This is a genomic window from Aeromonas sp. 600527 (assembly GCF_049175415.1).
Taxonomy (GTDB): domain Bacteria; phylum Pseudomonadota; class Gammaproteobacteria; order Enterobacterales; family Aeromonadaceae; genus Aeromonas; species Aeromonas veronii_A.
The window spans coordinates 38,778-65,738 of record NZ_JAAKVA010000008.1 but is presented as its reverse complement, the minus strand read 5'-3'; the positions used below and the strand labels follow the sequence as shown (position 1 = coordinate 65,738).

22 protein-coding genes are annotated in these 26,961 nt (G+C 60.0%); 11 read left to right on the top strand and 11 right to left on the bottom strand.

The features are described 5' to 3' along the window. Positions 1-189 precede the first annotated feature (189 nt). The 5 genes from glnA to add all read left to right on the top strand — a co-directional run bounded on the left by glnA (position 190) and on the right by add (position 6,003). On the top strand, positions 190-1,599 hold the full coding sequence (glnA, locus tag G5154_RS11825; protein WP_005339672.1) for a glutamate--ammonia ligase: 1,410 nt from the start codon (positions 190-192) through the stop codon (positions 1,597-1,599). Positions 1,600-1,714: 115 nt separating this feature from the next. Then, positions 1,715-2,296: a DUF4124 domain-containing protein gene (locus tag G5154_RS11820; protein ID WP_421250921.1), complete on the top strand. Its 582-nt coding sequence runs from the start codon at positions 1,715-1,717 to the stop codon at positions 2,294-2,296. Positions 2,297-2,376: 80 nt separating this feature from the next. Continuing rightward, positions 2,377-3,432 carry a nitrogen regulation protein NR(II) gene (gene glnL, locus G5154_RS11815; RefSeq protein ID WP_043850701.1) on the top strand — a complete coding sequence of 352 codons (1,056 nt, stop codon included), beginning with the start codon at positions 2,377-2,379 and terminating at the stop codon, positions 3,430-3,432. 9 nt (positions 3,433-3,441) lie between these two features. After that, positions 3,442-4,860: a nitrogen regulation protein NR(I) gene (gene glnG / locus G5154_RS11810; RefSeq protein ID WP_043850700.1), complete on the top strand. Its 1,419-nt coding sequence runs from the start codon at positions 3,442-3,444 to the stop codon at positions 4,858-4,860. 141 nt (positions 4,861-5,001) lie between these two features. Then, positions 5,002-6,003, top strand: a complete 1,002-nt coding sequence (gene add / locus G5154_RS11805) for an adenosine deaminase (protein WP_421250922.1) — start codon at positions 5,002-5,004, stop codon at positions 6,001-6,003. Between the two features lie 151 nt (positions 6,004-6,154). Here the strand turns inward: add and rmuC are convergent, their stop codons facing one another. Next, positions 6,155-7,495 carry a DNA recombination protein RmuC gene (rmuC, locus tag G5154_RS11800; protein WP_421250923.1) on the bottom strand — a complete coding sequence of 447 codons (1,341 nt, stop codon included), beginning with the start codon at positions 7,493-7,495 and terminating at the stop codon, positions 6,155-6,157. Continuing rightward, the gene (locus G5154_RS11795; protein ID WP_216979893.1) at positions 7,492-7,707 is read right to left on the bottom strand and encodes a hypothetical protein; all 216 of its coding nucleotides are present in this window, start codon (positions 7,705-7,707) and stop codon (positions 7,492-7,494) included. The genes rmuC and G5154_RS11795 overlap by 4 nt, the downstream gene beginning before the upstream one ends. A gap of 140 nt (positions 7,708-7,847) precedes the next feature. Between G5154_RS11795 and G5154_RS11790 the strand changes: the two genes are divergently transcribed. Beyond that, positions 7,848-8,369 (top strand): ferredoxin-type protein NapF, encoded by a 522-nt coding sequence (locus G5154_RS11790; RefSeq protein WP_216979892.1) that lies wholly within the window; start codon positions 7,848-7,850, stop codon positions 8,367-8,369. 59 nt (positions 8,370-8,428) lie between these two features. On the opposite strand, the gene G5154_RS11785 is transcribed toward G5154_RS11790, so the two are convergent. From G5154_RS11785 to G5154_RS11760, 6 genes are all read right to left on the bottom strand, one after another. Then, positions 8,429-8,881, bottom strand: a complete 453-nt coding sequence (locus tag G5154_RS11785; protein WP_005341983.1) for an Rrf2 family transcriptional regulator — start codon at positions 8,879-8,881, stop codon at positions 8,429-8,431. Between the two features lie 320 nt (positions 8,882-9,201). Next, complete coding sequence (locus G5154_RS11780; RefSeq protein ID WP_019445767.1) at positions 9,202-10,041, bottom strand: PfkB family carbohydrate kinase; 840 nt, start codon at positions 10,039-10,041, stop codon at positions 9,202-9,204. A 106-nt stretch (positions 10,042-10,147) separates the two neighbouring features. Then, complete coding sequence (locus tag G5154_RS11775) at positions 10,148-11,119, bottom strand: LysR substrate-binding domain-containing protein (RefSeq protein WP_033114758.1); 972 nt, start codon at positions 11,117-11,119, stop codon at positions 10,148-10,150. A 155-nt stretch (positions 11,120-11,274) separates the two neighbouring features. After that, positions 11,275-12,003 carry a glutamine amidotransferase-related protein gene (locus G5154_RS11770; protein WP_421250924.1) on the bottom strand — a complete coding sequence of 243 codons (729 nt, stop codon included), beginning with the start codon at positions 12,001-12,003 and terminating at the stop codon, positions 11,275-11,277. A gap of 86 nt (positions 12,004-12,089) precedes the next feature. Continuing rightward, entirely contained in the window at positions 12,090-13,586 is a 1,497-nt protein-coding gene (locus tag G5154_RS11765) for a CoA-acylating methylmalonate-semialdehyde dehydrogenase (protein WP_337073269.1), read from the bottom strand. Positions 13,587-13,667: 81 nt separating this feature from the next. Beyond that, complete coding sequence (locus G5154_RS11760) at positions 13,668-14,999, bottom strand: aspartate aminotransferase family protein (RefSeq protein ID WP_421250925.1); 1,332 nt, start codon at positions 14,997-14,999, stop codon at positions 13,668-13,670. Between the two features lie 186 nt (positions 15,000-15,185). Here G5154_RS11760 and G5154_RS11755 point away from each other — a divergent pair, with 186 nt between their 5' ends. The 5 genes from G5154_RS11755 to G5154_RS11735 all read left to right on the top strand — a co-directional run bounded on the left by G5154_RS11755 (position 15,186) and on the right by G5154_RS11735 (position 19,927). Continuing rightward, entirely contained in the window at positions 15,186-15,728 is a 543-nt protein-coding gene (locus G5154_RS11755) for a cupin domain-containing protein (RefSeq protein ID WP_005341995.1), read from the top strand. A gap of 125 nt (positions 15,729-15,853) precedes the next feature. Then, a complete protein-coding gene (locus tag G5154_RS11750) occupies positions 15,854-17,350 on the top strand; it encodes an aldehyde dehydrogenase (protein ID WP_421212423.1) in 1,497 nt (498 codons plus the stop codon). 167 nt (positions 17,351-17,517) lie between these two features. Continuing rightward, positions 17,518-17,646 (top strand): hypothetical protein, encoded by a 129-nt coding sequence (locus tag G5154_RS11745; RefSeq protein ID WP_265324673.1) that lies wholly within the window; start codon positions 17,518-17,520, stop codon positions 17,644-17,646. Positions 17,647-17,764: 118 nt separating this feature from the next. After that, positions 17,765-18,688, top strand: coding sequence for an EamA family transporter RarD (gene rarD / locus G5154_RS11740; protein ID WP_005342001.1), 924 nt, complete (start codon positions 17,765-17,767; stop codon positions 18,686-18,688). 129 nt (positions 18,689-18,817) lie between these two features. Continuing rightward, positions 18,818-19,927, top strand: coding sequence for a YeeE/YedE thiosulfate transporter family protein (locus G5154_RS11735; RefSeq protein ID WP_216979886.1), 1,110 nt, complete (start codon positions 18,818-18,820; stop codon positions 19,925-19,927). Positions 19,928-20,056: 129 nt separating this feature from the next. Here G5154_RS11735 and mgtA read toward each other — a convergent pair whose 3' ends face one another. The 3 genes from mgtA to ilvA form a co-directional block, all read right to left on the bottom strand. After that, complete coding sequence (mgtA, locus tag G5154_RS11730; protein ID WP_236347826.1) at positions 20,057-22,819, bottom strand: magnesium-translocating P-type ATPase; 2,763 nt, start codon at positions 22,817-22,819, stop codon at positions 20,057-20,059. Between the two features lie 1,222 nt (positions 22,820-24,041). Further along, positions 24,042-25,136, bottom strand: coding sequence for a porin OmpA (gene ompA, locus G5154_RS11725; RefSeq protein WP_216979884.1), 1,095 nt, complete (start codon positions 25,134-25,136; stop codon positions 24,042-24,044). 302 nt (positions 25,137-25,438) lie between these two features. Continuing rightward, the gene (gene ilvA, locus G5154_RS11720) at positions 25,439-26,959 is read right to left on the bottom strand and encodes a threonine ammonia-lyase, biosynthetic (protein ID WP_421250927.1); all 1,521 of its coding nucleotides are present in this window, start codon (positions 26,957-26,959) and stop codon (positions 25,439-25,441) included. Positions 26,960-26,961 lie beyond the last annotated feature (2 nt).

Genomic DNA, 26,961 nt, shown 5'->3' with positions numbered 1-26,961 from the left:
TACAGTGCACCAAAACGATCCACCATCGCACTAAATTGATGCAACGCGAGTCGAGATCGCCTGATTTTGGGGAGCCTCTTCAGCGAGATTGCCCTGAAATCAAGCTGTCACAAACTTGGCACGATACTGGCTTATGTGAATACGACGACGCATTCACCCAGAGAGTTTTAACACCGGAGGTTACTTAGCATGTCAGCCCAGAACGTTTTGGCCCTGATCCAGGAACACGAAGTCAAGTTTGTTGATCTGCGCTTTACCGACACCAAGGGTAAAGAGCAGCATGTATCCATCCCTGCTCACCAGGTTGATGAAGATTTCTTCGAAGACGGCAAGATGTTCGATGGTTCCTCCATCGGCGGCTGGAAGGGCATCAACGAATCCGACATGGTACTGATGCCGGACGCAGCCTCCGCCAAGCTGGACCCGTTCACCGAAGAGACCACCCTGAACATCGTTTGTGACGTGCTGGAGCCTGCCACCATGCAGGGCTACGACCGCGATCCGCGCTCCATCGCCAAGCGTGCAGAAGATTTCCTGAAGTCCAGCGGCATCGCTGACACCGTGCTGTTCGGGCCGGAGCCGGAATTCTTCATGTTCGACAACATTACCTTCTCCAACACCATGGGCCACAGCTTCGTGAAAATCGAATCTGAAGAAGCCGCATGGAACTCCGGCACTGCCTATGAGCATGGCAACAAGGGTCACCGTCCGTTCGTGAAAGGCGGTTACTTCCCGGTTGCACCGGTCGACTCCTCCCAGGATATCCGCGCCGCCATGTGTCTGGTGCTGGAAGAGATGGGCCAGGTCGTTGAAGCTCACCACCACGAAGTGGCCACTGCCGGTCAGAACGAAATCGCAACCCGCTTCAACACTCTTACGCTGAAAGCTGACGAAGTGCAGGTGCTGAAGTACGTGATCCACAACGTGGCCCACGCCTACAACAAGACCGTTACCTTCATGCCGAAACCCATGTTCGGTGACAACGGCTCCGGCATGCACTGCCACCAGTCTCTGGCCAAGAACGGCGTCAACCTGTTCGCTGGCGACCTGTATGGCGGTCTGTCCGAGATGGCGCTGCACTACATCGGCGGTATCATCAAGCACGCCAAGGCCATCAACGCCTTCGCCAACCCGACCACCAACTCCTACAAGCGTCTGGTTCCGGGTTATGAAGCACCGGTCATGCTGGCCTACTCTGCCCGCAACCGCTCTGCCTCCATCCGTATCCCGGTGGTACCGAGCCCGAAAGCCCGTCGTATCGAAGTGCGCTTCCCGGATCCGGCTGCCAACCCGTACCTTGCCTTCGCTGCCCAGCTGATGGCCGGTCTGGACGGTATCATCAACAAGATCCATCCGGGCGATGCCATGGACAAGAACTTGTATGACCTGCCGCCGGAAGAAGCCGCAGAAGTGCCGACCGTTGCCGGTTCTCTGGACGAAGCCCTGGCCGCTCTGGATGCTGACCGCGAGTTCCTGACCCGTGGCGGCGTGTTCAGCGATGACTTCATCAACTCCTATCTGGAACTGAAACAGCAGGATGTTGACCGTGTGCGCATGACTCCGCACCCGCTGGAGTTCGAACTGTACTACTCCGTCTAAATCGCAGCAGACAGCCCATTTAGATTGGGTCAGCTTGCCGAATCGTGACAAAACCCGCCAGATGGCGGGTTTTTTCTCTGATAGGATTAAGCAAAATACCGTCAAGGAGAGACGAATGAACAAGATACATGGCATAGGAGCAATTACCCTCCTGTTACTGACCTCCTTCAGTACTCATGCGGCCAAGGTCTACTCTTGGGTCGATGGCAATGGCATTACCCACTACACGGATGCCCCTCCTCCCGGCAAAAACGTAAAGGAGGTGGATCTGCGGGCTGCCCCCCTGCTGGGTAGCGCCCCCAGCTCGGTGCAGGTGGATAACTTCAACAGCCTGACTGGCGCAGACGCCAAGAAGGAGCAGGAGGCGGCCAAACTGGTGATCGAGCTGCTCTCCCCTGAACAGGGCAGCACCCTGCGCGACAACACTGGCAATATCGTCTTTCAGGGTCAAATCAGCCCCAAACCGCCAACCCAGTATGATGTGCGCCTGACTCTGGATGGCAAGGCAGCCCCCATCGTTAGCAACAGCCTCTCTATCCGGGTCGAAAATGTCGATCGCGGTGCCCACGAGGCCCAGCTCGAACTGCTCGCCAAAGACGGTACGATCCTTGCTAAATCGACTCCAGTCACCTTTTACCTGCATAGAGCAAGCGTGGATCCGGCTCCCAAACCCACCCCCAAAGCCAACCAGGGGTGATATAGCGCACCGATGCGGGTAAACTCAATGCACCATATCGGTGCATTGCAGGTGCACAGCACCGTTTTAGGGAGAAACCTGTGCCAACCCGCTCGGACAATGCCAAAACACTCTTGGATAATTTGCTGACCGCCGTGATCCTGATGGATGAACGGCTCTGCATCCAGTTCGTCAATCCCGCCGCCGAGCAGCTGCTCTCTCTCAGTGAACGACGGCTGATCGGCATCGAACTGCCCCATCTGCTGGAACATATCTCCCTCGACCTGCAACGACTGAAACAGTGCCTCGTTTCAGGGCAGGGCTTTACCGATAGCGAAGTGACTCTGGTGGTAGAGGGAGAACCGCGGTTGGTAGAGCTGAGTGCAACTCCCATGGCCGACCACGAGCAGCGCCTGCTGGTCGTGGAGCTGCGCAAGATCGACCAGCAGAAAAAGATCAGTCAGGAGCAGCAGCAGCATGCCCAGCAGCTGGCAGCCAAAGAGCTGGTGCGCGGTCTCGCCCACGAAATCAAGAATCCCCTCGGCGGCCTGCGCGGCGCGGCCCAGTTGCTGCAAAAGGAGCTGCCAGATCCGGCGCTTCGCGAATATACCGGCATCATCATTGAACAGGCCGACCGGCTACGGGTTCTGGTCGATCGGCTGCTCGGCCCCCAGCGCCCCGGCCGTCACCAGATGCACAATGTCCATTCGGTGCTGGAGCAGGTACGCCGACTGGTGGAGCTGGAGCTGCCACCGACGGTGCGCATAGAACGGGATTACGACCCCAGCATCCCCGAATTCGAGATGGAGCCGGATCAGCTGCAGCAGGCGTTTCTCAACATAGTGCGCAACGCCGCCGAAGCGCTGGGCGATCAGACCGGGCTTATCCGCATCAAGACTCGCACTGCGTTCCAGATCACCATCCACGGTCAGCGTTACCGGCTGGCGGCGGAGATCAAGATCATCGACAACGGCCCCGGTATTCCCGATGCCATCCGCGACACCCTGTTCTATCCCATGATCACCGGCAAAGAGGGCGGCACCGGGCTTGGCCTCTCCATCGCCCAGAACCTGATCGACCAGCACAAGGGGAAAATCGACTGCATCAGCTGGCCGGGCCACACCGAATTCACCATTTTTCTACCGCTTCGCAAGTAAGGGAACACCATGACAGCCAAAGTGTGGATCGTCGACGATGACAGCTCTATCCGCTGGGTGCTGGAACGCACCCTAGGCAGCGAAGGTTTCAACTGCGAGAGCTTTGCCGATGGCGAAGCACTGCTGCACGCCCTTGAGCTGCGTTCGCCCGATGTCATCCTTTCCGATATCCGGATGCCGGGTATCGACGGACTGAGCCTGCTGGAGCAGATCCACCGCCGTCAGGCCGATCTGCCCATCATCATCATGACCGCCCACTCGGATCTCGACAGCGCGGTCAACGCCTACCAGCGCGGCGCCTTCGAGTACCTGCCCAAGCCGTTCGACATCGACGAGGCGGTAACGCTGGTGCGCCGCGCCGAGAATCACCTCAAAGAGCAGCGAACCAAGCGCAAGTCTCGTCAGCAAGAGTCCACAGCCACTCCCGAGATCATCGGTGAAGCGCCGGCGATGCAGGAGGTGTTCCGCGCCATCGGCCGCCTGTCGCGATCCAGCATCTCGGTGCTGATCAACGGCCAAAGCGGTACCGGCAAGGAGCTGGTCGCCCACGCCCTGCACAAACACAGCCCGCGCGCCCACAAGAACTTTATCGCCCTCAACATGGCGGCTATCCCGAAAGATCTCATCGAATCCGAGCTGTTCGGTCACGAGAAGGGGGCTTTCACCGGCGCCAACAACATCCGCCACGGCCGCTTCGAGCAGGCCGACGGCGGCACCCTGTTTCTCGACGAGATCGGCGACATGCCGCTTGATGTGCAAACCCGGCTGTTGCGGGTCTTGGCCGATGGCCAGTTCTACCGGGTAGGCGGCCACCAGCCGGTACAGGTGGATGTACGGATCATCGCCGCCACCCACCAGAATCTGGAGAAACGGGTCGCCGATGGCGAGTTTCGCGAGGATCTGTTCCACCGCCTCAACGTCATCCGCATTCATATTCCCGCCCTCAAGGAGCGCCGTGAGGATATTCCCCAGCTGGCCCGTCATTTCCTGCTGCGCGCCGCCAAGGAGCTGAACGTGGAGGCCAAGAGCCTGCACCCGGATACCCAGGCCTATATCAGCCGCCTGCCCTGGCCGGGTAACGTGCGCCAGCTGGAAAACGTCTGCCGCTGGCTCACTGTGATGGCCTCCGGGCAGGAGGTGCTGGTGAGCGATCTTCCCCCCGAGCTGCTTACCCCCATCACCCACAACGCCGAGCCCGGCCAACCGGCGTTGCCCGGTTGCTGGCAGCAACAGTTGCAGGAGTGGGTAGCCAGCAAGCTGGCGCTGGGAGAGACCGACATCCTGGCCGATGCCATGCCCCAGTTCGAACGGATCATGCTGGAGACGGCGCTGGAGCACACCCATGGCCACAAGCAGGAGGCGGCCCGTCTGCTTGGCTGGGGTCGCAACACCCTCACCCGCAAGCTGAAGGAACTCGATCTCTCCTGAGTCCCTGGGAAAAACGATTCCCATCACGCCTTGATAAATCACCGACCAATAAGACCCCGTTTGCCAGCAAACGGGGTATCTTTTTTGAAAGCCCCGCCTAGAATGGCAGGCGTTCAAACCCGACTCGAAGAAGGCGCCATCATGATTGACAGATCTCTCCCCCTGACCGACCTGCACCGCCATCTGGACGGCAACATCCGTCCGCAGACCATCCTCGAGCTGGGTCGCCAACACAATATCCAGCTGCCCGCCTTCGAGCTGGAGGCGCTGCGCCCCCACGTACAGATCGTCGAGAACGAGCCAAGTCTGGTCGCCTTCCTGAAGAAGCTGGACTGGGGTGTTGCCGTGCTGGCCGACTACGACGCCTGCCGCCGGGTTGCCTACGAAAACGTGGAAGATCTGCTGCGCGCCGGTATCGACTATGCCGAGCTGCGCTTCAGCCCGGCCTATATGGCGATGGCCCACAAGCTGCACCCGCAGGGTGTGGTGGAAGCCATCATCGACGGCGTGGCCGCGGGCAGCCGTGACTTCGGCATCAAGGCCAATCTGATCGGCATCATGAGCCGCACCTTCGGCACCGATCAATGCAATCAGGAGCTGGCCGCCTGTCTGGCCCACCGCGACAAGCTGGTCGCCATCGATCTGGCCGGTGACGAGCTGGGCTTCCCGGGGGAACTCTTTGTCGACCACTTCCACAAGGTGCGCGATGCAGGCATGCGCGTCACCGTACACGCTGGTGAAGCCGCTGGCCCCGAAAGCATTTGGCAGGCCATTCGCGAGCTGGGTGCCGAGCGTATCGGCCACGGTGTCAAAGCGATTCAGGATCCGGCCCTGATGGCCTATCTGGCCGAGTACCGCATCGGCATCGAATCCTGCCTCACCTCCAACGTCCAGACCACCACGGTGGCGAGCCTGACAGAACACCCGATCCGCCAGTTCCTGGCTGCCGGCGTGCTGGCTTGCCTCAACACCGACGACCCGGCGGTGGAAGGGATCGACCTGCCCCACGAATATGAAGTGGCCGCTCCGGCCGCCGGCATGACCGCCAGCGAAATCCGCACCGCCCAGCAGAACGGCCTGACCCTGGCCTTCCTGAGCGATAGCGAGAAAGCCGAACTGGGCGCCCGCGCCGCCTGCCGCTGATTAACATCGGTATTGCAAATAAAAACGGCCCACTTCGGTGGGCCGTTTGCTTTGCGGATTTCTGATGATGAGTCAGCAGTGGGCGAGCTGGCAGATAGCAAAAGGCCCAAACCGGGTTTGGGCCTTTTGCGGATGGCGATGCAGGGGAAAACTACTCCCGCTCCTTATCACGCTCCAGCGCCCGCTCAACCAGGGGCTCGGGCAGGCTCTTGGTCACCTCCACCCCCAGCTCGCGGAAACGCTCGACCTGAGCGATCAGGTTGCCACGGCCGTTGACCAGCCGTCCCATCGCCTTGTCGTAGCTCTCCTGCGCCTTGTGCAGGCTGCCGCCCATCTGCTGCATCTCCTCGACAAACAGCCGCAGCTTTTCGTAGAGGCGACCGGCCCGCTCGGCGATCTGGCGAGCATTCTGGTTCTGCCGCTCGTAGCGCCACAGGTTCTCGATGGTGCGCAGCGCCACCATGAGATTGGTTGGGCTCACCAGCAGGATATTGTTGTCGAGACCGTAACGCACCAGCGATGGATCGGCCTCCATCGCGGTGAGGAAGGCGGGCTCCACCGCCACGAACATCAGCACATAGTCGAGGGTACGCACCCCGGGCAACTGCTGGTAATCCTTGCGACCCAGCTCGCGGATATGATTGCGCACCGAGGCGACGTGCTCTTTCAGCGCCACCGCCTTCTCCAGCTCGTCATCGGCGTTGTACCAGCGCTCGTAGGCGGTCAGCGACACCTTGGCGTCGATGATGATGTCTTTCTCTTGCGGCAGATGAACGATGACATCGGGCTGGTAGCGCTTGCCCTTCTCCACCTCGATATTGACCTGGGTGTGGTATTCGTGACCTTCGCGCAGACCGCACTCGCTGAGGATCCGCGCCAGCACCACTTCCCCCCAGTTGCCCTGCTGCTTGCTGTCGCCCTTGAGGGCTCTGGTCAGTGCCGCGGCCTCTTCGGTCATGCGGGCATTGAGCTCGGCGAGACGCTCCAGCTCGAACTTGAGACTGTGGCGCTGGGCCGTCTCCTGAGCATGGGTCTCCCCCACCTGACGGCGAAAGCCCTCGAGCTGCTCCTTGAGCGGAGTAAGCAGCAGATCGAGACTGTTTTGGTTCAATTCGCGGAAGTTGCCGGAGTTTTGCTCGAAGATTCGGTTGGCAAGGTTCTCGAACTGCTGGCTGAGGCGCTGCTCAGCCTCCTGTTGCAGTTGCAGCTTCTCGGCGGCGGCCAGCCGTTCGCTGCGCAGGGTTGCTTCCGCATCCTTGAGACGGGCGGTGAGTTTGATGAGCAGGGTCTGCTGCTGATCCAGCTTCTGCTGCCCCTGTTGACGCTCATCCTGCAACTCGTCAAAACGCTCCTGCAGCGCCTGATAACGCTCCTGTGTCAGCAGCAGCTCCTGAGCCTGCGCCGTGCTGCTGCGCCGGCCAATCAGCCAGCCAAGTCCGAGAGCCAAAAGGACCGCGGGCAGCAGGATGATCCAGAGTCCGGGGTCGATCATTTGCGGCTCCGCTGACGCAGGAAGAGTTCGAGATAGCGGTTAACCAAGACCCAGAGCACCACATAGAGAAGGTAAGCGGCCAGCACCACCCACTTGTGGCTGTTGACCCCGGTATCGAGCTCGGCGAACTCGATGCCCTTGATGCGGCAGTAGCCCCACATCAGCAGGGGAAAGATATAGAGCAGGGACGCACGCCAGAGAAATAGCCACATATGTTTTCATTCAACCACGTAAAAAGACCCGCCTAGCTTACACAAGGGCAACAGCCCTTGCGATCCTGGCGGCCGCTATTCTCTGGCCTGCTTGCCGAAACTTCGATAAAATTAACCCCTAATAGGTATCAGGGGCGAGCATGACTCACTATTTCCTCCGTTGGCTGACACAAGGTTGGCAAGCTTCCCGCAAGCCCGCCGTGGTTTGCCATGAAGCGCGCCCGCCGTGGGCCATCGAGGAGTCCCAGTACCTCTCCCTCTGCAGCCGCTGCGGCGAGTGTTTCAAGGCCTGCCCGCGCGGTCTGCTCAAACCGGCCAGCCAGCCCGAATACGACGACACCCCGATCTCCGGTACGCCGGTGCTCGACCTCTCATGCGGTCAGTGCAGCTACTGCGGCAGCTGCGCCAGAGCCTGTCCGACCGGAGCACTCGACTTGCAACTGGGCCGTCAGGTGCAGACCCGGGTCCAGATCGAGGAGAGCTGTCAGGCACGGCAGGGCTTCTACTGCCTGCTCTGTGAAGATGCCTGCCCCCAGCAGGCGATCAAGGCCACCGCCGACGGCATCAACGTCAATATGGATGCCTGCAATGGCTGCGGTGCCTGCGGCCTAGCCTGTCTGCACGGCGCCATCACCCTGATCCGCCAGCCGGGTAGTCGCTGAAAAGCAAAAGGGGCCAGCTGGCCCCTTTTGCTTTTATATCTGTTCTTGTTTTCTGCCGGTCAGGCCATCGCCAGAATGGACTCCTGCTCAATGCCCAGCAGGTGACAGAGACGGGTCGGATCGCGCACCGCATCGGCCAGGGTGTACTCACCCAGCACTTCGAGGAAGGCGTTCATGGCGCGGCGCAGGATGCCCTGAATGCGGCAGCCGCCGGAGAGACGGCAGTTCTCACGCTTGCAGTCGACCGGACAGAGCACATGCTCCATGTCCATCACCACATCGCGCAGGTTGATGGAGACTGCGGAGCGACCGAGCCGAATACCGCCATGCTTGCCACGCACCGTCTCGATGTACCCCTTGATGCCGAGCTGGTGCACTATCTTGACCACGTGGTTGCGAGAGATGCCGAAGGTATCGGCCACTTCGGTAATGGTCGACAGGCGATCGCCCGGCTGCACCGCCAGGAAGGTCAGGGTACGCAGGGCGTAGTCGGTAAATCGTGTCAGTTGCATGGTCGCACTTGCCTCTTACTACAAGCCAGGAATCAGGACGACAACATTGAGCTAAGAGGCAGGAGACAACCGGTTTGCCTCTGTCCACCAGAGGGGGCCTGTCTCTTAATCTGAGTTGCGGAGTGACAAGGTTAAGAGCAGCACAACCGGGTGTCGATGAAGATGCACATAAATCGACACTTTCTTTGATTGATCGCAAACTTGCCGGGTTAGCCCGGCGTTTGCCTCCATTCTGGCGGCTAAATTTCCCGAAATTCCTTGCCGCCGCCCCCAACACACAAGAGGGGAAATCCCCCTTCGAACAGTGAATGAACGGGGCGTCAGTGAGGCTGTTTCAGCCAGTTTTTCAGCGCGACCGAGGGGATGGAACTCTCGGAGGCGACGGCAAATGCGCCCCAGTCCACCGCACACTGCAGCGCATCCTTGATGGCCATGCCTCGCGCCAGACCATGGATCAATCCGCCAGCGAAGGCATCCCCTGCCCCCGTGGTATCAACCACCGAAACCGGCCGGGCGGCGACCCTGATCTGCTCCTCGCCATGGATGGCCACTGCGCCCGCCTTGCCTTCGGTCAACACCAGCCATTCGAGCTGCTCCCCCGCCAGCTGACGGGCATGTTGCCAGGGGTCGCTCACCTCGCCGAGATCGGAGCGGGAGGCCACCAGCACGTGGCAGGGACGGCGCGCTTGACCACCCTTGGGATACTGGGCCACCACAAAGCTCTTGCCGAGCATCTGGCGCATGTAGCTGATGATGGCGGTACCGGGATAGTTCACGTAGAGGCAGTCGATCCCCTCCAGCGGCAGATCACCGGGCAGATCGGGACGCCGCGGGCGGCGCAGTATGGTGCGCTCGCCGGTGGAATCCACCAGGATCAGCAGCTCGCCAGTCTCGCCGCCAAAGCGCTCTACATGGCTGCAATCCAGCCCGTAACCGGCCGCCTGCTCCAGCAGCCAGTCGCCGGTCTCGTCCAGCCCGATGCGGGAGGCGATGGTCACCTCATGACCCGCCCATACCAGCCCGATGCCGGTGTTGGCTGCGCCACCGCCCAACCTGCGCCCCTGATCCACATATTGCAGCCGGGCCCCCGCCACCAGCGGTTCGGAGAGGGAGAGCACATGATCACAGTTGAGATTGGCAAGCAGCAGAATGCGGGACATAGAGACCTCGGACGATGGAGATAGCCCAAAAGAGACAGGCTGAACCCCGAGTAGAGCCCAGCCTGACAGAAGAGACAACCGGCAGCGATCGGGAATCCGATCGGGATCAATAGATGGGCAGCTCCACCCCGGCCAGCAGCTCGTCGATGCGCGCCTGGGTCGGCTGCTGCATCACGCTCTGGATCACCTCCTTGGTGAGGTGGGGCGAGAAGGAGCTGATGAAGTCATACATGTAGTTCTGCAGCAGAATACTCTTGCTGAAGCAGATCTGGGCCGGGCAAGGCTTGAACAGGTGCTCCAGATTGATGGAGACCAGCCCGGGGCTGTCGGTGTCGTTGGCCACCAGCGAGGAGATGATGCCGATGCCAAAGCCCAACTCCACGTAGCGCTTGATCACCCCGGCATCCATCACCGTCATGTAGTAGCTCGGGGTCAGTCCCGCCGCCTGAAACACCTCATCCTGCACCTGACGACCGGTGGCTCCGCTCTCGTAACTGAGGATGGGGTAGTGGCAGAGCTGCTCCAGCGTCGGCTTCTTCACCTTGGCCAGAGGGTGATCCTGCGGCACCACCAGAGAGAGGGTCCAGAGGTAGGCGGGCAGCGCGATCAGCTCCTTGTCGAAGCCAATTTCGTGGGCAACGATGGAGAAATCGGAGTAACCCTTGCTGATCTGCTCCTTGCTCGCCGACATCACCGGATGGAGGTGGAACGAGATCTTGGGGTACTTCTTGGTGAAGTAGGTAACCGATTTGGGCAGCAGATAGCGGGCGATGGTATGAGTGGTGTGAATATTGAGGGTGCCCACGGTCGGATCCAGATACTCGCGGGAGATCGCCTTGATCTTGCTCTCGATATTGAGCATCGCCTCGGCACACTTGATGATCTCCTCGCCCACCGGGGTGATGCGGTGCAGATGCTTGCCACGGCGCTCGAAGATCCGCACTCCCAGCTCGCTCTCCAGCAGGCCGATCTGCTTGCTGACCCCGGGCTGGCTGGTATAGAGCGCATCGGACGCCACCGAGACGTTGAGGTTGTGGTCCCGGATCGCGATCAAGTACTTCAATTGCTGTAGTTTCAAGGCTTCACCCTCTCAAGCTGGTGCGGCGATCACGCCAGACAAACAGGCCGCCACAAAGGGCGGCCAGTGTATCATCCGATCCCGACATCGCAGCGCTTGATCCTTCATTTTGCTACAAAATCTAGCACCCGAAGGGGGTCGCTGACAAACCGGGCTCAGGCCGCGCCGGCCTGCAGCGGCAGGATCCCCAAAAACTGCAGCAACCACTGCATCATGGTGGTCGAATCCACCTCCCCCTCCAGCGAGGAGAGGCTGCTCTGGTAACGCTCGTCGGGCAGCAGGCCACGGCGCCGTTCGATCAGCGCCCGGTTGTACTCCACCGAAAATTCCGGATGTCCCTGAATGGCCACTATGTTGTTCCCCTGCAGAAACATGAAGTTGGGGCAAAAATCGTTGCCCGCCAGCCGGGTCGCTCCGGGTGGCAGCAGGGCCACCTGATCCTGATGACTGGCCAGAATACGGATCTGATCACGAGACGGCGCCATCCAGGGCTCATCAGCCAACATGGGGTGCACCGACACTCCCAGTCCCCACCCCTTGGTAGACTTCACCACTTCGCCCCCCAGCGCCTGGGCGATCACCTGATGACCAAAACAGATCCCGGCCAGCTTGACGTCGGCATCATGGGCACGGCGGATCCAGCCGCGCAGTGCCTGGATCCAGGGGATATCGCTGTAGGCATCGTGGCGCGAACCTGTGATGAGCCAGGCAGTGCACTCATGCAGATCCTCCGGCAACTCGCCATCGATGGCTGACCAGACCCGAAACTCCAGCTCGGGTGCCAGCGGCTGAAACCCCCTGATAAACATCTCGGAGTAGACGGGGCCAAAACGATCCGCCAGATCGGGATCCAGCCGGTCACAATCGAGAATTCCCAATCGCATCTGTTGCTCCTTTACAGAAGTGCCCCCGCAGACTAGCGATCTGCGGGGGCAAGAGAATCAAATCATGCTGGTGAGCCCTGAGCTCATCACTTCATGGTTGGCATAGAGAACTCGGCACCACTGCGCAGGCTCTGGGGCCAGCGCGCCGTTACCGTCTTCATCCGGGTATAGAAGCGAACCCCGTCCGGTCCGTGCATGTTGAGCGGCCCGAAGATGGAGCGCTTCCAGCCACCAAAGCTGTGAAACGCCATCGGCACCGGAATGGGAACGTTCACCCCTACCATACCGACCTGTACCCGCGCCGTGAAGTCCCGCGCGGTGTCGCCGTCGCAGGTAAAGATGGCGGTGCCATTGCCGTACTCATGCTCGTTGATGAGTCGCAGTGCCGTCTCGTAGTCCGGCACCCGCACGATGGAGAGCACGGGGCCGAAGATCTCCTCGCGGTAGATCCGCATCTCTGGCGTCACCTCGTCAAACAGGCAGCCACCAATAAAGTACCCCTCTTCGTGGTTCAGCGTGCGGCCATCGACCCGCAGCGCGGCCCCTTCGGCCACCCCCTGATCCACATAACCGCGCACCTTGGCCAGATGCTCCTTGCTGATAAGCGGCCCCATCTCGTTTTCCGGGCTCTGGCCCAGCCCCGGGCCCACCCGCAGCTTCTCAACGAGCGGTGTCAGTTTGGCTACCAAGGCATCGGCGGTCTCGTCACCCACTACCACGGCTACCGAAATGGCCATGCAGCGCTCGCCCGCCGCCCCATAAGCAGCCCCCATCAGAGCTGAGACCGCCTGATCGAGATCAGCATCCGGCATCACCACCATATGGTTCTTGGCGCCGCCCAGCGCCTGCACTCGCTTGCCGTGGGCCGAGGCGGTGGCATAGATGTACTGGGCGATGGGGGTGGAGCCGACAAACGACACGGCGCCGACCCGCGGGTCGGTCAGCAGCACATCCACCACCTCCTTGTCACCGTTCACCACGTTGAGCACCCCGTCCGGCAGACCGGCCTCCTTGAGCAGCTCGGCCATCCGCAGCGAGAGCGAGGGATCCTTCTCGGAGGGTTTGAGAATAAAGGTATTGCCGCAGGCGATGGCGACCGGGAACATCCAGAGCGGCACCATGGCCGGGAAGTTGAACGGCGTGATACCGGCGCAGACCCCGACCGGCTGCATCATGGAGTAGCTGTCTACCCCGCGACCGACGTTGAGGGAGTGCTCCCCCTTGAGCAGATGGGGAATGCCGCAGGCAAACTCCACCACCTCCAACCCGCGGGTCAACTCACCCTGCGCATCGGAGAAGACTTTGCCGTGCTCGCGGCTGATGAGCTCGGCCAGCTCGTCCCTGTGCTGCTCCATCAACTCTTTGAAGCGGAAAAAGACCCGAGCCCGCACCAGCGGCGGGGTTTGCGACCAGTCGGCAAAGGCACGCTCGGCGATGGCGATCGCCTCCTGACACTCGGCGGCGCTGGAAAGCCCGACGCTTCCCTGCTGCTTGCCGCAGGCTGGGTTGAAGATGGCGCCCTGGCGCTCGCTACGACTCTCCTGCGGCTGGCCGTTGATGAAGTTGCTGACCCTGTATGTCATGTATCCTCCGTGATAACTGATGTGGTAAATGCGCTGAGCAAAACAACGCAAGGCCCCGCCAGTGCGGGGCCATCAAATGGGTTAGGGTTGTGCCTGCAGGGCATCCTGCAGCAGGGTGAAGAGATCATCGATCTGGCTGCGCTCGATGATGAGAGGTGGCGACAGAGCGATGATGTCGCCGGTCACCCTGATCAGCGCCCCCTTCTCGAAGCAGCGGACAAACACCTCATAGGCGCGCTTGCCCGGCGCATCCGGCATGGATTCAAGTTCGATACCGGCCACCAGCCCGTAGTTGCGCACATCCTTCACATGCTTGCAGCCCTTCAGCGAATGGGCCGCCTCCTCCCAGTAGCCCGCCAGATCCGCGGCGCGGCTAAGCAGGTTCTCGTTGCGATAGATCTCGAGGGTCGCGAGACCGGCAGCGGCAGCCACCGGGTGGCCGGAGTAGGTGTAGCCGTGGAACAGCTCGATGGCTCCTTTGCCTGCCGCCATCATGTCGTCATAAATATGCTTTTGCACCAGCACAGCTCCCATGGGGATAGCGCCGTTGGTGAGCCCCTTGGCGCAGGTGATCATGTCGGGGATGGCATCGAACTCCTGTGCGGCAAAGGGGGAGCCGAGGCGACCGAAACCGGTGATCACCTCGTCAAAAATCAGCAAGATGCCGTGTTTGGTACAGATCTCGCGCAGCCGCTTGAGGTAGCCTTTGGGCGGCATCAGCACGCCGGTACTACCAGCGATGGGCTCGACGATCACCGCCGCGATATTGCTGGCATCGTGCAGAAAGACGATCTTTTCCAGCTCGTCGGCCAGCGCCACATCCTCCTCGGGCAGTCCTTTGGTGAAGGCATTCTTGGCGATATTGAGGGTATGGGGTAGATGATCCACCCCGGTCAACAGGGAGCCAAACCACTTGCGATTACCGGGAATGCCCCCCACCGAGATGCCGCCAAAACCGACGCCATGGTAGCCCCGCTCGCGGCCAATCAACCGGGTACGGGTGCCCTGACCACGGGCCCGCTGCCAGGCCAGTGCGATTTTGAGCGCGGTATCGACCGATTCTGAGCCGGAGTTAGTGTAGAAGACATGGCCAAAGCCCTGGGGAGCGATCTCCACCAGCCGGTTAGCCAGCTCGAACGGCAGGGGGTGGCCCATCTGAAAGGTGGGGGCAAAATCGAGGTGGGAAATCTGCTGGGAGACCGCCTCGGCAATCTCGCGCCGACCATGGCCCGCGTTGCAACACCAGAGTCCGGCAGTGCCATCCAGTATCTTGCGGCCATCCTCTGAGTGATAATACATCCCCTCTGCCGACTTCAGGATGCGCGGCGCCGCCTTGAACTGCTGGTTGGCGGTGAACGGCATCCAGAAAGCGGACATGTCGGAGGGGGTATTGATGTCGCTGATCGGTTTCATGGTCACCTCATCCTTAAGGTGTTTAGCAACTATTGGCTATTGCCCATTAAATTAAACACCTGAATCCATAAAAAAGGGCTCATGATCGCCCTGTCTGATGCCACCCCTAGCTAGATGGCTCTACAGGGTGGTATAAGATATTTAACACAAATTTAATAATAGTAAACAGTCAAGGAGTGTCTATCGATGGATATCGGTCACCGTCTCAAGGCGGTTCGCACCAAGGCGGCCCTCTCCCAGCGTGAGCTGGCCAAACGTTCGGGCGTGACCAACGGATTCATCTCCCAGATCGAAAAGAATCAGGTGAGCCCGTCAGTTGCCTCCCTGCGCAAGGTGCTGGAAGGGATCCCCATGTCACTGGCCAGCTTCTTTACCGAAGAGACTGAAATGGACTCCGAAGTGATCTTCCGCGCCGCCGACATGCCTGATCTCGGCACGCATCCCATCAGCTATCGACTGGTGGGCCACAGCCGCGCCAACCGCGCTATCGGCATGATGCAGGAAGTATTGCCACCGGGCGCCGATACCGGCGACGACATGCTGAGCCACGAGGGTGAAGAGTGCGGCATCGTCATCAAGGGCGAGGTTGAAGTGACCGTGGGCGAGCAGATCTACCTGCTGACACCGGGCGATGGCTACTACTTCGACAGCCGCACTCCCCACCGTTTTCGCAATGTGGGCGGGCAGGAGTGCGTATTGATTTCGGCCAATACTCCCGCCAGTTTCTAACTGGGTGATAAGGGGTCAGCCAGTCACCAATGTTTAATGAATTGTTACAAAGTGGATTTACAAGTGGCCGGATGTTTAGCATATTGATACGCGGACAATGACTTTTGCCGGTTCAAGGAGTGAACATGAGTGACCTGACCCTGGCCCAGTGGCAACACAAGGCCGCCCATCTGACCCTGCCCTCACAAGCCTTTATCAACGGTAGCTATCGGGATGCCGTCAATGGTGCCACCTTCGACTGTATCAACCCGGCCAACGGCAAGCTGCTGACCAGGGTAGCAGCGTGCGATGCCGCCGATGCCGAACTGGCGGTACAGGCCGCTCGTAAAGCCTTCAATGACAAGCGCTGGAGCGGCATGGCGCCGAAACAGCGCAAGCTGATCATGCAGCGCTTCGCCGAACTGATGCGTCTCAACAAGGTGGAGCTGGCACTGCTGGAGTCGCTGGACATGGGCAAGCCCATCGGCGATGCCATGGGATACGATGCCCCTGCTGCAGCCAACTGCATCGCCTGGAACGCCGAGGCTATCGACAAGATCTACGATCAGGTCGCTCCGGTCGAGGAATCCGCCCTGGCGCTGGTGACCCGCGAAGCGCTCGGGGTGGTCGCCGCCATCGTGCCATGGAACTTCCCGCTGGTGATGGCCTGCTGGAAGCTGGGGCCGGCGCTCGCTACCGGCAACTCGGTCATTCTCAAACCTTCCGAAAAGTCCCCCCTGACCGCCTTGCGTATCGCAGGTCTGGCCAAGGAGGCCGGCATTCCTGACGGCGTGTTCAACGTACTGCCCGGCTTTGGCCATACCGTGGGCGAAGCGCTGGCCATGCACATGGATGTGGATTGCATCACCTTCACCGGCTCCACCAAAATCGGCAAGCACCTGGTGGAGTGTTCCGGCAAGTCCAACCTCAAGCGCGCCTTTATGGAGTGCGGCGGCAAGAGCCCCAACATCATACTGGCGGATGCGCCGGATCTGGACGCCGCCGCCAAAAGCGCGGCCAGCGCCATCTTCTACAACCAGGGCGAGGTGTGCACCGCCGCCTCCCGGCTGCTGGTGCAAAACAGCATCAAGCCGCAGTTTATGGAAAGGCTGCTGGCCCACGCCCGCGAATGGATCTCGGCCAACCCGCTCGACCCCGCTACCCGCATCGGCGCCATGGTAGATCACATCCAGATGGAGCAGGTGCTGCGCTATGTCGAGATTGGCAAGCAGGAGGGGGCCAAGCTGCTACTGGGGGGCAAACGCACCAATCTTGAGAGCGGCGGCTTCTATATCGAGCCCACCATCTTCGATGAGGTAACCCCGCAGATGCGTATCTTCCGCGAGGAGATTTTCGGCCCTGTGCTGGCGGTGACCGGCTTCGACACGCTGGAAGAAGCCATCGCCCTTGGCAACGACACCGACTACGGGCTGGCGGCGGCGATCTGGACAGCGGATCTCAACAAGGCGGTGAAGGGCTCCCGCGCCCTGCGCGCCGGCACCGTGTTCGTCAACAACTGGGATGGCGGCGACATGACCATGCCGTTTGGCGGCTTCAAGCAGTCCGGTAACGGTCGCGACAAGTCGCTGCACGCGCTGGAGAAGTACACCGAGCTGAAAAGTACCTGGATCCAGCTCGAATAAGGGTATAAATAGCCATCATCATCAGCAAGGGGGGATAAATCCCCCCTTTTGCATTTTGGCCTTCCATCAGGCAGCACAATCGATATAATCATCAAATAAGCAAGCCATTAAATATAAAGACAAAAATGCTATTTTTTCTGGGAAGCGTACTTTTTCTGGTGATCGGGTTGCCCCTGCTGTTTTTCGTGCTGGGGCACGGCGAGGCCTACGTGACCTGGGGCCCCTGGATCTCTGCCATCGCTCTGATGTTGTGGCTGTTGATGGACGTCGACAAGATCCGTCGCGGCAAAGGATGACCCGCTTCCAACCGTATTCTCAAACTTCGTTTATTCGCTTCTTTCCTCGATAAAGGATCGCTACACTGATTTTTTGCGATGTTTTCCCGCATCCAACGCATCAGTAAAGGTCATCCGCATGCCGCAACAGATCCAGCGCCAGGGCGTCATCTACGCCCTGTGCGCCTATACCCTTTGGGGCATAGCCCCCATCTATTTCAAAACCATCTCTGCCGTCCCGGCTGCCGAAATTCTGACCCACAGGATGATCTGGTCCTGCGTGCTGCTGATGGTGCTCACCCTGGCAGGCCGCCAGTGGCACAAGGTGCAGGCCGTGCTGCGTCAGCCAAAAGTGCTGCTCACCCTGGCGTTTACCTCGGTCACCGTTGGCGGCAACTGGCTGCTGTTTATCTGGGCCATCAACAACGGGCACATGCTGGATGCCAGCCTCGGCTACTACATCAACCCGCTGTTCAACGTGCTGCTGGGGATGGTGTTTCTGAGCGAGAAACTGCGCCGGCTGCAGTGGTGGGCGGTGGCGCTGGCCTTTGCCGGAGTGGCGATCCAGCTCATCGCCTTTGGCTCCCTGCCCTGGATTGCACTGGTGCTGGCGTCGAGCTTCGCCATCTATGGTCTGGTGCGCAAAAAGCTGGCCCTCGATGCACTTACCGGCCTGCTGATCGAAACCATGATCATGCTGCCACCGGCAGCCATCTATCTGTGGGGATTTGCCGACAGCCCCACCAGCCACCTCACCCAGAATGACTGGCACCTCAACCTGCTGCTGATCGCTGCAGGCGCCGTCACCACAGCCCCCCTGCTCTGTTTCACCGCCGCTGCGACCCGGCTCAAGCTATCCACCCTGGGCTTCTTCCAGTACATAGGCCCCAGCCTGATGTTCATCCTCGCGGTCACTCTCTACGGCGAGGAGCTGGCAATGGACAAGGCTCTCACTTTCGCCTGTATCTGGAGCGCACTGCTGATCTTCACGCTCGATGGGCTGCGCAACGGCAAGCGACCCGCTGCAACGAGCAATATAAAGCTTTCAAAATCAAATCCGTAGATAACAAAGTAGTCATAAGCGATATGCCATTTTCTCGCCTCCTGGCCTGTTAAACCGGTAGCCTTGGACTCAATGTGGGAATAGGATCCGCACTCCCAATTCTTCATCCAGCTATAAGGATCAACAGGCATGAATCGAAAATGGTCGCTCCCCATCGTGGCAATCGCGGGGGGAGCGTTACTCTGGCTCGGCAACACCTTTGGTATGAAATGGGCTTTGATGGCCCTGATCGGATTCGGCTTCGGCTTCACCCTCTCCTTCAGCCGCTTCGGTATCGTGTTCGGTTGGCGCGAGATGCTGACCAAGCGCAACAGCTACTATGTGCGGGTTCACCTGCTTACCATCGCCATCGAAATTCTGCTGTTCACCTGCTTCCTCTCCTTTAGCCACGCCCTGTTTGGCGATGCCATGGTGGGCAACGTGATGGCCATCGGCATTCCCTTCATCGTCGGCGCCTTCCTGTTCGGCATCGGCATGCAGCTGGCAGGCGTCTGCGCCACCGGCACCCTCTACTGCTGCGGCGAGGGGCAACCCCGCTTCTGGCTGGTGCTGCTCTGCTACGGCATCGGCACCCTGATCAGCAACCAGTTCCGCCCCGAACTGGAGGCCACCTTCTCCAGCCATGTGGTGCTGGCCAAGGATTTGACCGGCAATATCTGGAGCGGCATGCTGCTCAACCTGGCGCTGGTCGCCGCGCTGTTCCTGCTGTTTCGCAAGAGCGAGCTCAAACGTACCGGCGAGCTCAAGCCCCTCTTCAGCGGCGGCAACCTGTTCTGGCGCGATGGCCGCTTCACCGTGCTGACCGGCGGCATCATCATCGCCATACTCAACTCCACTGTCGTCGCCCTGCACGGCTCGGCCTGGACCATCACCGGCGCCGTCTATGACATGGCGCTGCGCGGTGCCTCCCTGTTCGGCCTGTTCGAGGGCCACCCCAAGCTGGCCCAACCGCTCTTCATCAACCCCATGGTTGGCATGTTCTGGCTCGGCATTCTGGGGGCCATGCTGGCGCGCTGCATCAGCGGTGGCGGCACCTTCGCCCCGATGCGGCTCGGCAACAGCCTGGCCTCCATCATCGGCGGCCTGCTGATGGGGATGGGCGCCATGTACAGCGCCTGCAACCTCGGCGGCTTCTTCGACGGTACCGCCTCAGGCAGCCTGCACGGCTGGGTCTGGATGCTGATGGCCCTCGCCGGCAGCCTGATCGGCATCCGCCTGCGTCCGCTGTTCAAGCTATAAGCCACAGACCGGTACTCTCCAACAAGGGAGTCAGGTCACACCAAATAGAGAGAGCCAGTCCGCTTGTGCGGGCTGGCTCTCTTTTTTCTGTCGCGCCGCTATCATACCGGCGCTTCCACTAGATCCGCATCAGAACCACTGGCCGTGGCGCTTGATGTAGATGCTCTTGATGGTCTGGGTCAGCCCCATGTAGGCCAGCATGGTAATCACCAGCCACATGAAGTACTTGGGCCCATCCAGGGTGATGAAGCCGAAGTGCTCCGCCACCGGCGAGAACGGCAGGTAGCAGCCGATGGCGATAGCGATGGAGGTGGAGAGCAGCACCGGCAGGGTAGCGGTACTCTGCAGGAACGGGATCTTGCGGGTACGTAACATGTGCACCACCAGGGTCTGCGACACCAGTCCCTCGATGAACCAGCCGGAGTTCATGATGGCCTGACCGTTGACCAGCGGATCCATGCTGCCGTTGGCAGTGGCATAGAGAGCGCCGGCGCCGAACACGAACCACATCAGGCAGTAGGTGCTGATATCGAACACCGACGAGGTCGGGCCGAGCCACAGCATGAAGCGCTTGATGTTGCTCGCCTCCCACTTGCGCGGCCGCTTGAGGAACTCGGGATCCATCTTGTCCCAGGGCAGCAGCATCTGGGAGACGTCATACACCAGGTTCTGGATCAACATCTGCATCGCCAGCATGGGTGCCCATGGCAGCCAGGCGGAGGCCACCAGCACCGAGAAGACGTTGCCGAAGTTGGAGCTGGCGGTCATGTTGAGGTACTTGAGGATATTGCCAAAAGTCTCGCGCCCCTTGATCACCCCCTCCTCCAGCACCATCAGACTCTTCTCCAGCAGGATGATGTCGGCGGTCTCCTTGGCGATATCGGCCCCGCTGTCCACCGAGATCCCCACGTCCGCATCCCGCAGCGCCGGCGCATCGTTGATGCCGTCACCGAGGAAACCGACGGTGTTGCCGTTGGCCTGCAGCGCCTTCACCACCCGCGACTTCTGCAGCGGGGTGAGCTTGGCGAAGATGGTGGTCTGCTTGACCACCTCGCACAGCGCCACGTCATCCATTCCTTCGATATCCTTGCCGAGCAGCGGTACACCGGGCTCCAGCCCAACATCACGACACACCTTGCTGGTAATGATAGGATTATCGCCGGTCAGTACCTTTACCGCTACGCCATAGTCGTTCAGCGCACGAATGGCCGGTGCGGCTGAATCCTTGGGCGGATCGAAGAAGGTGAGGAAACCGCGCACCACCAGATTGACCTCGTCACTGGTGCGATAGCTCTGCTTGCACTCGGCAGCCGGGATCTCTCGGGTTGCCACGATCAACACCCGATAACCGTCGGCGTTGTACTCTTCACTGCGACGCAGCAAGGTACGGCGCTCAATCTCATCCAGCTCTCGGATCTGCTTGCCATCATCGATGTGGCTGGAGACGGAGAGCATCTCCTCGACCGCTCCCTTGGAAACCATCAGCTGCTGGCCACGCTCATCCTGTACGATCACCGACAGGCGCCGGCGCACGAAGTCGAACGGCAACTCATCCACCTTGCTGTAACCCGCCGGCTTGCAGCCAGCCCCCAGTGCATCGGCGTGCTCGATCACGGCGATGTCCATCAGATTCTTCATGCCGCTCTGATGATAACTGTTGAGCCAGGCCAACTGCAGGATCCGGTCGTCCCGGTTGCCACGCACGTCGTAGTGGTGCTCGAGGATGATCTTGTCCTGGGTCAGGGTACCGGTCTTGTCGGTGCAGAGCACGTCCATGGCACCGAAGTTTTGCACCGAGTTGAGCCGCTTGACCACTACCTTACGCTTGGCCATGGCCACCGCCCCCCGCGCCAGGTTGGCAGAAACGATCATCGGCAGCATCTCGGGGGTGAGCCCCACCGCCACCGCCAGCGCGAAGGTGAGTGCAGACATCCAGTCACCACTGCTGATACCACTCAGCATAAAGACGATGGGTACCATCACCAGCATGAAACGAATAAGCAGCCTGGTGACGCTGTTGACGCCGCGATCGAAACTGGTCTCGATGCGCTTGTGGCTCACCACGTTGCGGGCCAGCGAACCGAAGTAGGTGTCGCTGCCGGTGGCCACGACCACAGCCTTGGCTGTACCGCTCACCACGTTGGTGCCCATGAAGCAGATGTTGGGCTGATCGAGCAACCCCACGTCCCCTGTGCTGTTGCCGTCTGCCGACTTCTCGGCCACAGCTCCCAGAGTGTCATACTTCTCTACCGGCAGTGCTTCACCGGTCAGCACCGCCTGGCTGATGAAGAGATCGCGGGATTCAATCAGCTTGATGTCGGCGGGGATCATGTCTCCCGCCTGCAAGTGCACTATGTCTCCGGCCACCAGCTCGGTCATTGCCACCTCCTTGCGCTGGGGGGTAGCGCCCGGCGAGGGACGACGCTGTACAGTGGCAGTGTTGCGCACCAGTGACTTGAGCGCCTCGGCCGCCTTGGCCGAACGGTACTCCTGCCAGAAGCGCAGCAGACCGCTCAGGCCCACCATGACACCGAGGATGATCACCTTGACCCAGTCCTCATCACCCGGCTCGGCCATCAGCACGTCCATCACGTAACTGACCAGCCCAAGCACCATCAAGACCATCACAAACGGGTTTTTGAACGCCTGCAGCAGCTGGATCAATGGATGGGGCGGCTTGTCGTGGGTCACCTCGTTGGGGCCAAACTGGACCAGACGGTTGGCAGCCTCGGTCGCGGTAAGGCCATCAATATTGCCGCGCACGGCAGTAAGGGTGTATTCGAGAGACTTGTCGGCCTCGTCGAGCACCCGGGAGGAGAGCTTCTCATTGGCACGGCCCGGGGCGACGAACCCCTGTTGCTTGTGCCGGCTGGCAGTATGTTGTTGCTTCATAACTTTAAATCCTGATTTTCGCTTGCAGCAGGGCCCTGTCGCGGGCCAGGCCTGGCGTCAGTACTGATATCGAAGGCAGTAAACCCGATGCGTTGCCGGCACGCTCAACTGGCGTGCACGGGGCGGCCCGTCAGACAAACGTCTACCGTCGCGCTCACTGGCATAGTCGGGTCAGATCAGGGGTCAGGACTCCATATCCTGTTACCCGCAGGGGGGTCAGGCGTGGAGAGGTATGGACCCCGAGGGTCGAGGTTTGGGCTCTTCGGTCATACGATATCCTCCGAGTGGGGTGGAGATAGGGCCGGACATACCATAGACAGCGATACACACTGTCGTTGGCAGGCATGGCCATGGGTCTGCATTATCGACCTACCAATACGGTGATCCCGCAACCAGAGCGGCATACATCCATAAAGAAAATAAGGATTACGACAGCTTGAAATAACGGGATGCGGGCAGGAAATAGTATCAGTGATTTCTGGCGGGTACGTATATCGGAGAAAACCACACCCATGGAAATATTTCGATGCAACCCTTGTTACGACCGAATTATATTAATCAATCACGTCAATTATTTTAATTTGAAACCTGTCCTATCGAAAACGAAATAGTTTTCAATATGAAATTATCCATCTTGTTATTTTACGCTTGATCCCTTCCCGACCACGACACAGATACATGGTTCCAACGCTGTGACGGCCCTGACGGGCACCGGGAGTATGTGATGAAGCGTTCAATTGCAGGGGTCGCGAGGCGCGCATGGCTCGCAGATGAGCGGAACGATCCAGATTTACAACCGAAATCCCTGATGAAGGCGGGATGAAGAGGTTGTGAGAGTCGATGCTGACTCATATAGATGCTGCACTCTATGCTTGTGATTCGAGCAATCAGAGTGAGAGAGAAGATAAAATATTCGGCCTCAGCTCTGGTAAACCCGCATCGCGATTTGCAATCGGCTACAACTGTCGCAGTCCATAATATTTACCTGTCTATTGATAACACGCAGAGATTCTAACCAAAAGGATCTTCAGGCGCAAAGTTTAATTCTATTTTTTTATCCTGTAATTTCTTGGAAATATAATAACTATTCCTATTAGGAAAAGATTCGATAGCTCATGATGTTGGCAACCCAGGTCTGCGCCACCACCATCCGATCACGCTGACCATAGAAAACGGGAGGCCTGGCCTCCCGTTCTTCTCGAATCCCATCTCTGCCACAGCATCACTGCGCCGGCTGGGAAACCCCTTCCAGATGGATTTCAACCCGACGATCCGGAGCCAGACAGGCGATCAGCTCCTGCTTGGAGCTGCTGGCACAGCTGCTGCCAGTGACCGGATTGGCCTTGCCACGCCCCTCGACCCGCACCTTGTCGGCATACAAACCTTTGGATACCAGATAGCTGGCCACGCTCTGGGCCCGCTTCTCGGAAAGAGCCAGGTTGTAGTTGTCGGAGCCGATACGGTCGGTATAACCGATGACAGTTGCGACACCATCTTTCGGATTGGCCGCCACAATCTGGCCGAACAGGGTATCGAGCGCCTGATTGGCAGCCGGTTTCAGGGTCGCTTTGTTGAACTCGAACAGCACATCGGAACTCAGGCTGAAGGTCTTGGGTTCCACCACCACAGCCGGAGCCGGTTCAGCAGCCGGAGCGGGCGCCGGCACAGCAACCTCACCCCCTTGCTGACCGAAACGATAGAGCATGCCGAACGAGATCAGGCCGTTATCCAGCTCGATGCCGGAGCGATCGAGAGAGGCATCCCCCAGCGGCGTGGTGTACTGGTACTCCAGACGGGCGGCCCAGTCACGATCGATGGCGTATTCGGCACCCAGCGCCCCGACAAAGGCGGCACCATGCTTTTTACCGGTCTCGCTGACATTGGCGAAGCTGAGTTCACTTTCAGTCCAGGCATAAGCACCGCCCAGTCGGCCATAAAGATCGAGCACATTCGTTGCCGGGAAGCTGATCTTCATGGTGGCCTGAATCATCTGGCTCTTGGCTTCGGTGTTGAGGGTATTGGCGCCGGTACCCGAGGTCGTATCGTATTTGCCAAGCCAGTCATAACCCAACTCGAAACCCAGATTGGGGTTGAGCTGATAACCGGCAAACAGACCCAGTCCCAGATCGTCCGTGTTCTCGCTGGTATTGCCCAGCGTCTGGGCTATCGACTCGGCATACTGGTTATGATCAACACCGTAATAGTTGGACCAACCGGCCTTGCCACCGACATACCAGGTATTGTCCTGAGCGGCGGCGTGAACGGCGCCGGCCGCCAGCAAACCGCTGACCAACACGGCAAGCATGGATTTATTCATATTTTTGCCTCTGCAATAAGTCGTTATGGGCGCCTGAGTGCGCACTCTCCCTGTGTGAAGCCGTCAGGCGGCCTCTCCGCCGATCAGGGTATCCCATCCGAAGGCAGCCTCAAATGACCAGCCCATCAGGAGTGTGAGCTTGCCTGCAATATCCGGCGTAAAAATCGCCAGCACAGCGGTTCACATTGTTTTGTCAGTAAAACCATGGGCAGGGGTTACCCTGCAATAACTTCTCTACGCCCGACATATAAAAAAGGGAGGCATGGCACCTCCCTCTGGACTGGTCGTAGCAACCCTCTTGCTCAACTGGCCAGGAACAACCGGTAGGCGGGATCGTTGCTTACCTCTTTCCAGCCGTAGCCAATCTCGCGCAGGTAGTCGTGGAAAGCGGCCACGTCCTCGTCCGGCAGCTCGAAGGCGCAGAGCACCCGGCCGTAGTCGGCACCGTGGTTGCGGTAGTGGAACAGGCTGATGTTCCAGCGACAGCCGAGGGTCTCGAGGAAACGCATCAGAGCGCCAGGCTGCTCCGGAAACTTGAAGCTGTAAAGGCGCTCACCAAGGGGCCGGGCCGGGCGGCCGCCAATCATGTAACGCACGTGGTTCTTGGCCAGCTCGCTCTCGGTCATGTTGACCACCGGATAGCCGTTGCCACCGAGCTGATCGATGATCTGGCCCAGCTCCTCGTCACCGCCGGTGAGGCGCACCGAGACGAACAGCGACGCCTGCTCGGCATCCGCATAGCGATAGTTGAACTCGGTCACCATGCGCGGCCCGAGCTGACGGCAGAAGTCGAGGAAGGCCCCCTTGCGCTCGGGGATGGTCACCGCCAGCATGCCCTCGCGCTTCTCGCCGATCTCGCAGCGCTCCGACACGTAACGCAGGCTGTGGAAGTTGACGTTGGCACCGGACAAAATGGCCGCCATCCGGCCCCCCTTGACCTGCTCCCGCTCGCTGTAGGCCTTGAGGCCGGCCAGCGACAGGGCGCCCGAGGGCTCGGCGATGGCGCGGCAGTCGTCGAAAATGTCTTTCAGCGCGGCGCAGATCTGGTCGTTGGAGACGGTCACCACCTCGTCCAGATACTGGTTGCACAGCCGGAAGGTCTCCTCGCCGATGCGCTTAACCGCCACCCCGTCGGCAAATAGCGAGACCCGCTCCAGATTGACCGGCTCGCCGGCCGCCAGCGCGGCCTTGAGACAGGCAGACCCTTCAGCCTCCACCCCGATCACCTTCACATCCGGCAGCAGCTGCTTGATATAGACCGCCACCCCGGCGGCCAGTCCGCCGCCACCCACCGGCACGAAGACGTGGGTAAGGTGGGTATCCTGCTCCAGCAGCTCCTTGCCGATGGTGCCCTGCCCGGCGATCACCTCGACGTCGTCAAACGGCGGGATCAGGGTGTAGCCCTCCAACTCGGCGAGGCGGCGGCTCTCGCCGTAGGCCTCGTCGAAGCTGTTGCCAAACAGCATGACGTTGCCGCCCTGACGGCGCACCGCGTCGATCTTGATGTCCGGCGTGGTCTTGGGCATCACGATGATCGCCTTGATGCCGAGCTTGGCGGCCGACAGGGCAACCCCTTGCGCGTGGTTGCCGGCAGAGGCGGCGATGACGCCGCGCGCCTTCTGCTCCTCGGTGAGGGTGGCGATCTTGTGGTAGGCACCGCGCAGCTTGAAGGAGTGGACCGGTTGCAGGTCCTCCCGCTTCAGGCTGACGTGATTGCCGAGCCGTTCGGAGAGTTTCTTCAGGGTTTGCAAAGGGGTCACCCGCGCCGCCTCATAGACGGGGGAGAGCAGCACCTTGCGTAGATAATCCGCCGCAGAGACCATGA

Excerpts from the sequence above, each read along its gene's own strand:
- G5154_RS11795 (WP_216979893.1), bottom strand. The coding sequence starts at position 7,707 with ATGTGGCTATTTCTCTGGCGTGCGTCCCTGCTCTATATCTTTCCCCTG.
- G5154_RS11770 (WP_421250924.1), bottom strand. The coding sequence starts at position 12,003 with ATGCGATTGGGAATTCTCGATTGTGACCGGCTGGATCCCGATCTGGCG.
- G5154_RS11780 (WP_019445767.1), bottom strand. The coding sequence starts at position 10,041 with ATGTCCCGCATTCTGCTGCTTGCCAATCTCAACTGTGATCATGTGCTC.
- add (WP_421250922.1), top strand. The coding sequence starts at position 5,002 with ATGATTGACAGATCTCTCCCCCTGACCGACCTGCACCGCCATCTGGAC.
- rarD (WP_005342001.1), top strand. The coding sequence starts at position 17,765 with ATGCCGCAACAGATCCAGCGCCAGGGCGTCATCTACGCCCTGTGCGCC.
- G5154_RS11790 (WP_216979892.1), top strand. The coding sequence starts at position 7,848 with ATGACTCACTATTTCCTCCGTTGGCTGACACAAGGTTGGCAAGCTTCC.
- glnA (WP_005339672.1), top strand. The coding sequence starts at position 190 with ATGTCAGCCCAGAACGTTTTGGCCCTGATCCAGGAACACGAAGTCAAG.
- G5154_RS11820 (WP_421250921.1), top strand. The coding sequence starts at position 1,715 with ATGAACAAGATACATGGCATAGGAGCAATTACCCTCCTGTTACTGACC.
- G5154_RS11765 (WP_337073269.1), bottom strand. The coding sequence starts at position 13,586 with ATGACATACAGGGTCAGCAACTTCATCAACGGCCAGCCGCAGGAGAGT.
- G5154_RS11735 (WP_216979886.1), top strand. The coding sequence starts at position 18,818 with ATGAATCGAAAATGGTCGCTCCCCATCGTGGCAATCGCGGGGGGAGCG.
- mgtA (WP_236347826.1), bottom strand. The coding sequence starts at position 22,819 with ATGAAGCAACAACATACTGCCAGCCGGCACAAGCAACAGGGGTTCGTC.
- rmuC (WP_421250923.1), bottom strand. The coding sequence starts at position 7,495 with ATGATCGACCCCGGACTCTGGATCATCCTGCTGCCCGCGGTCCTTTTG.
- glnG (WP_043850700.1), top strand. The coding sequence starts at position 3,442 with ATGACAGCCAAAGTGTGGATCGTCGACGATGACAGCTCTATCCGCTGG.
- G5154_RS11750 (WP_421212423.1), top strand. The coding sequence starts at position 15,854 with ATGAGTGACCTGACCCTGGCCCAGTGGCAACACAAGGCCGCCCATCTG.
- G5154_RS11755 (WP_005341995.1), top strand. The coding sequence starts at position 15,186 with ATGGATATCGGTCACCGTCTCAAGGCGGTTCGCACCAAGGCGGCCCTC.
- ompA (WP_216979884.1), bottom strand. The coding sequence starts at position 25,136 with ATGAATAAATCCATGCTTGCCGTGTTGGTCAGCGGTTTGCTGGCGGCC.
- G5154_RS11760 (WP_421250925.1), bottom strand. The coding sequence starts at position 14,999 with ATGAAACCGATCAGCGACATCAATACCCCCTCCGACATGTCCGCTTTC.
- G5154_RS11785 (WP_005341983.1), bottom strand. The coding sequence starts at position 8,881 with ATGCAACTGACACGATTTACCGACTACGCCCTGCGTACCCTGACCTTC.
- ilvA (WP_421250927.1), bottom strand. The coding sequence starts at position 26,959 with ATGGTCTCTGCGGCGGATTATCTACGCAAGGTGCTGCTCTCCCCCGTC.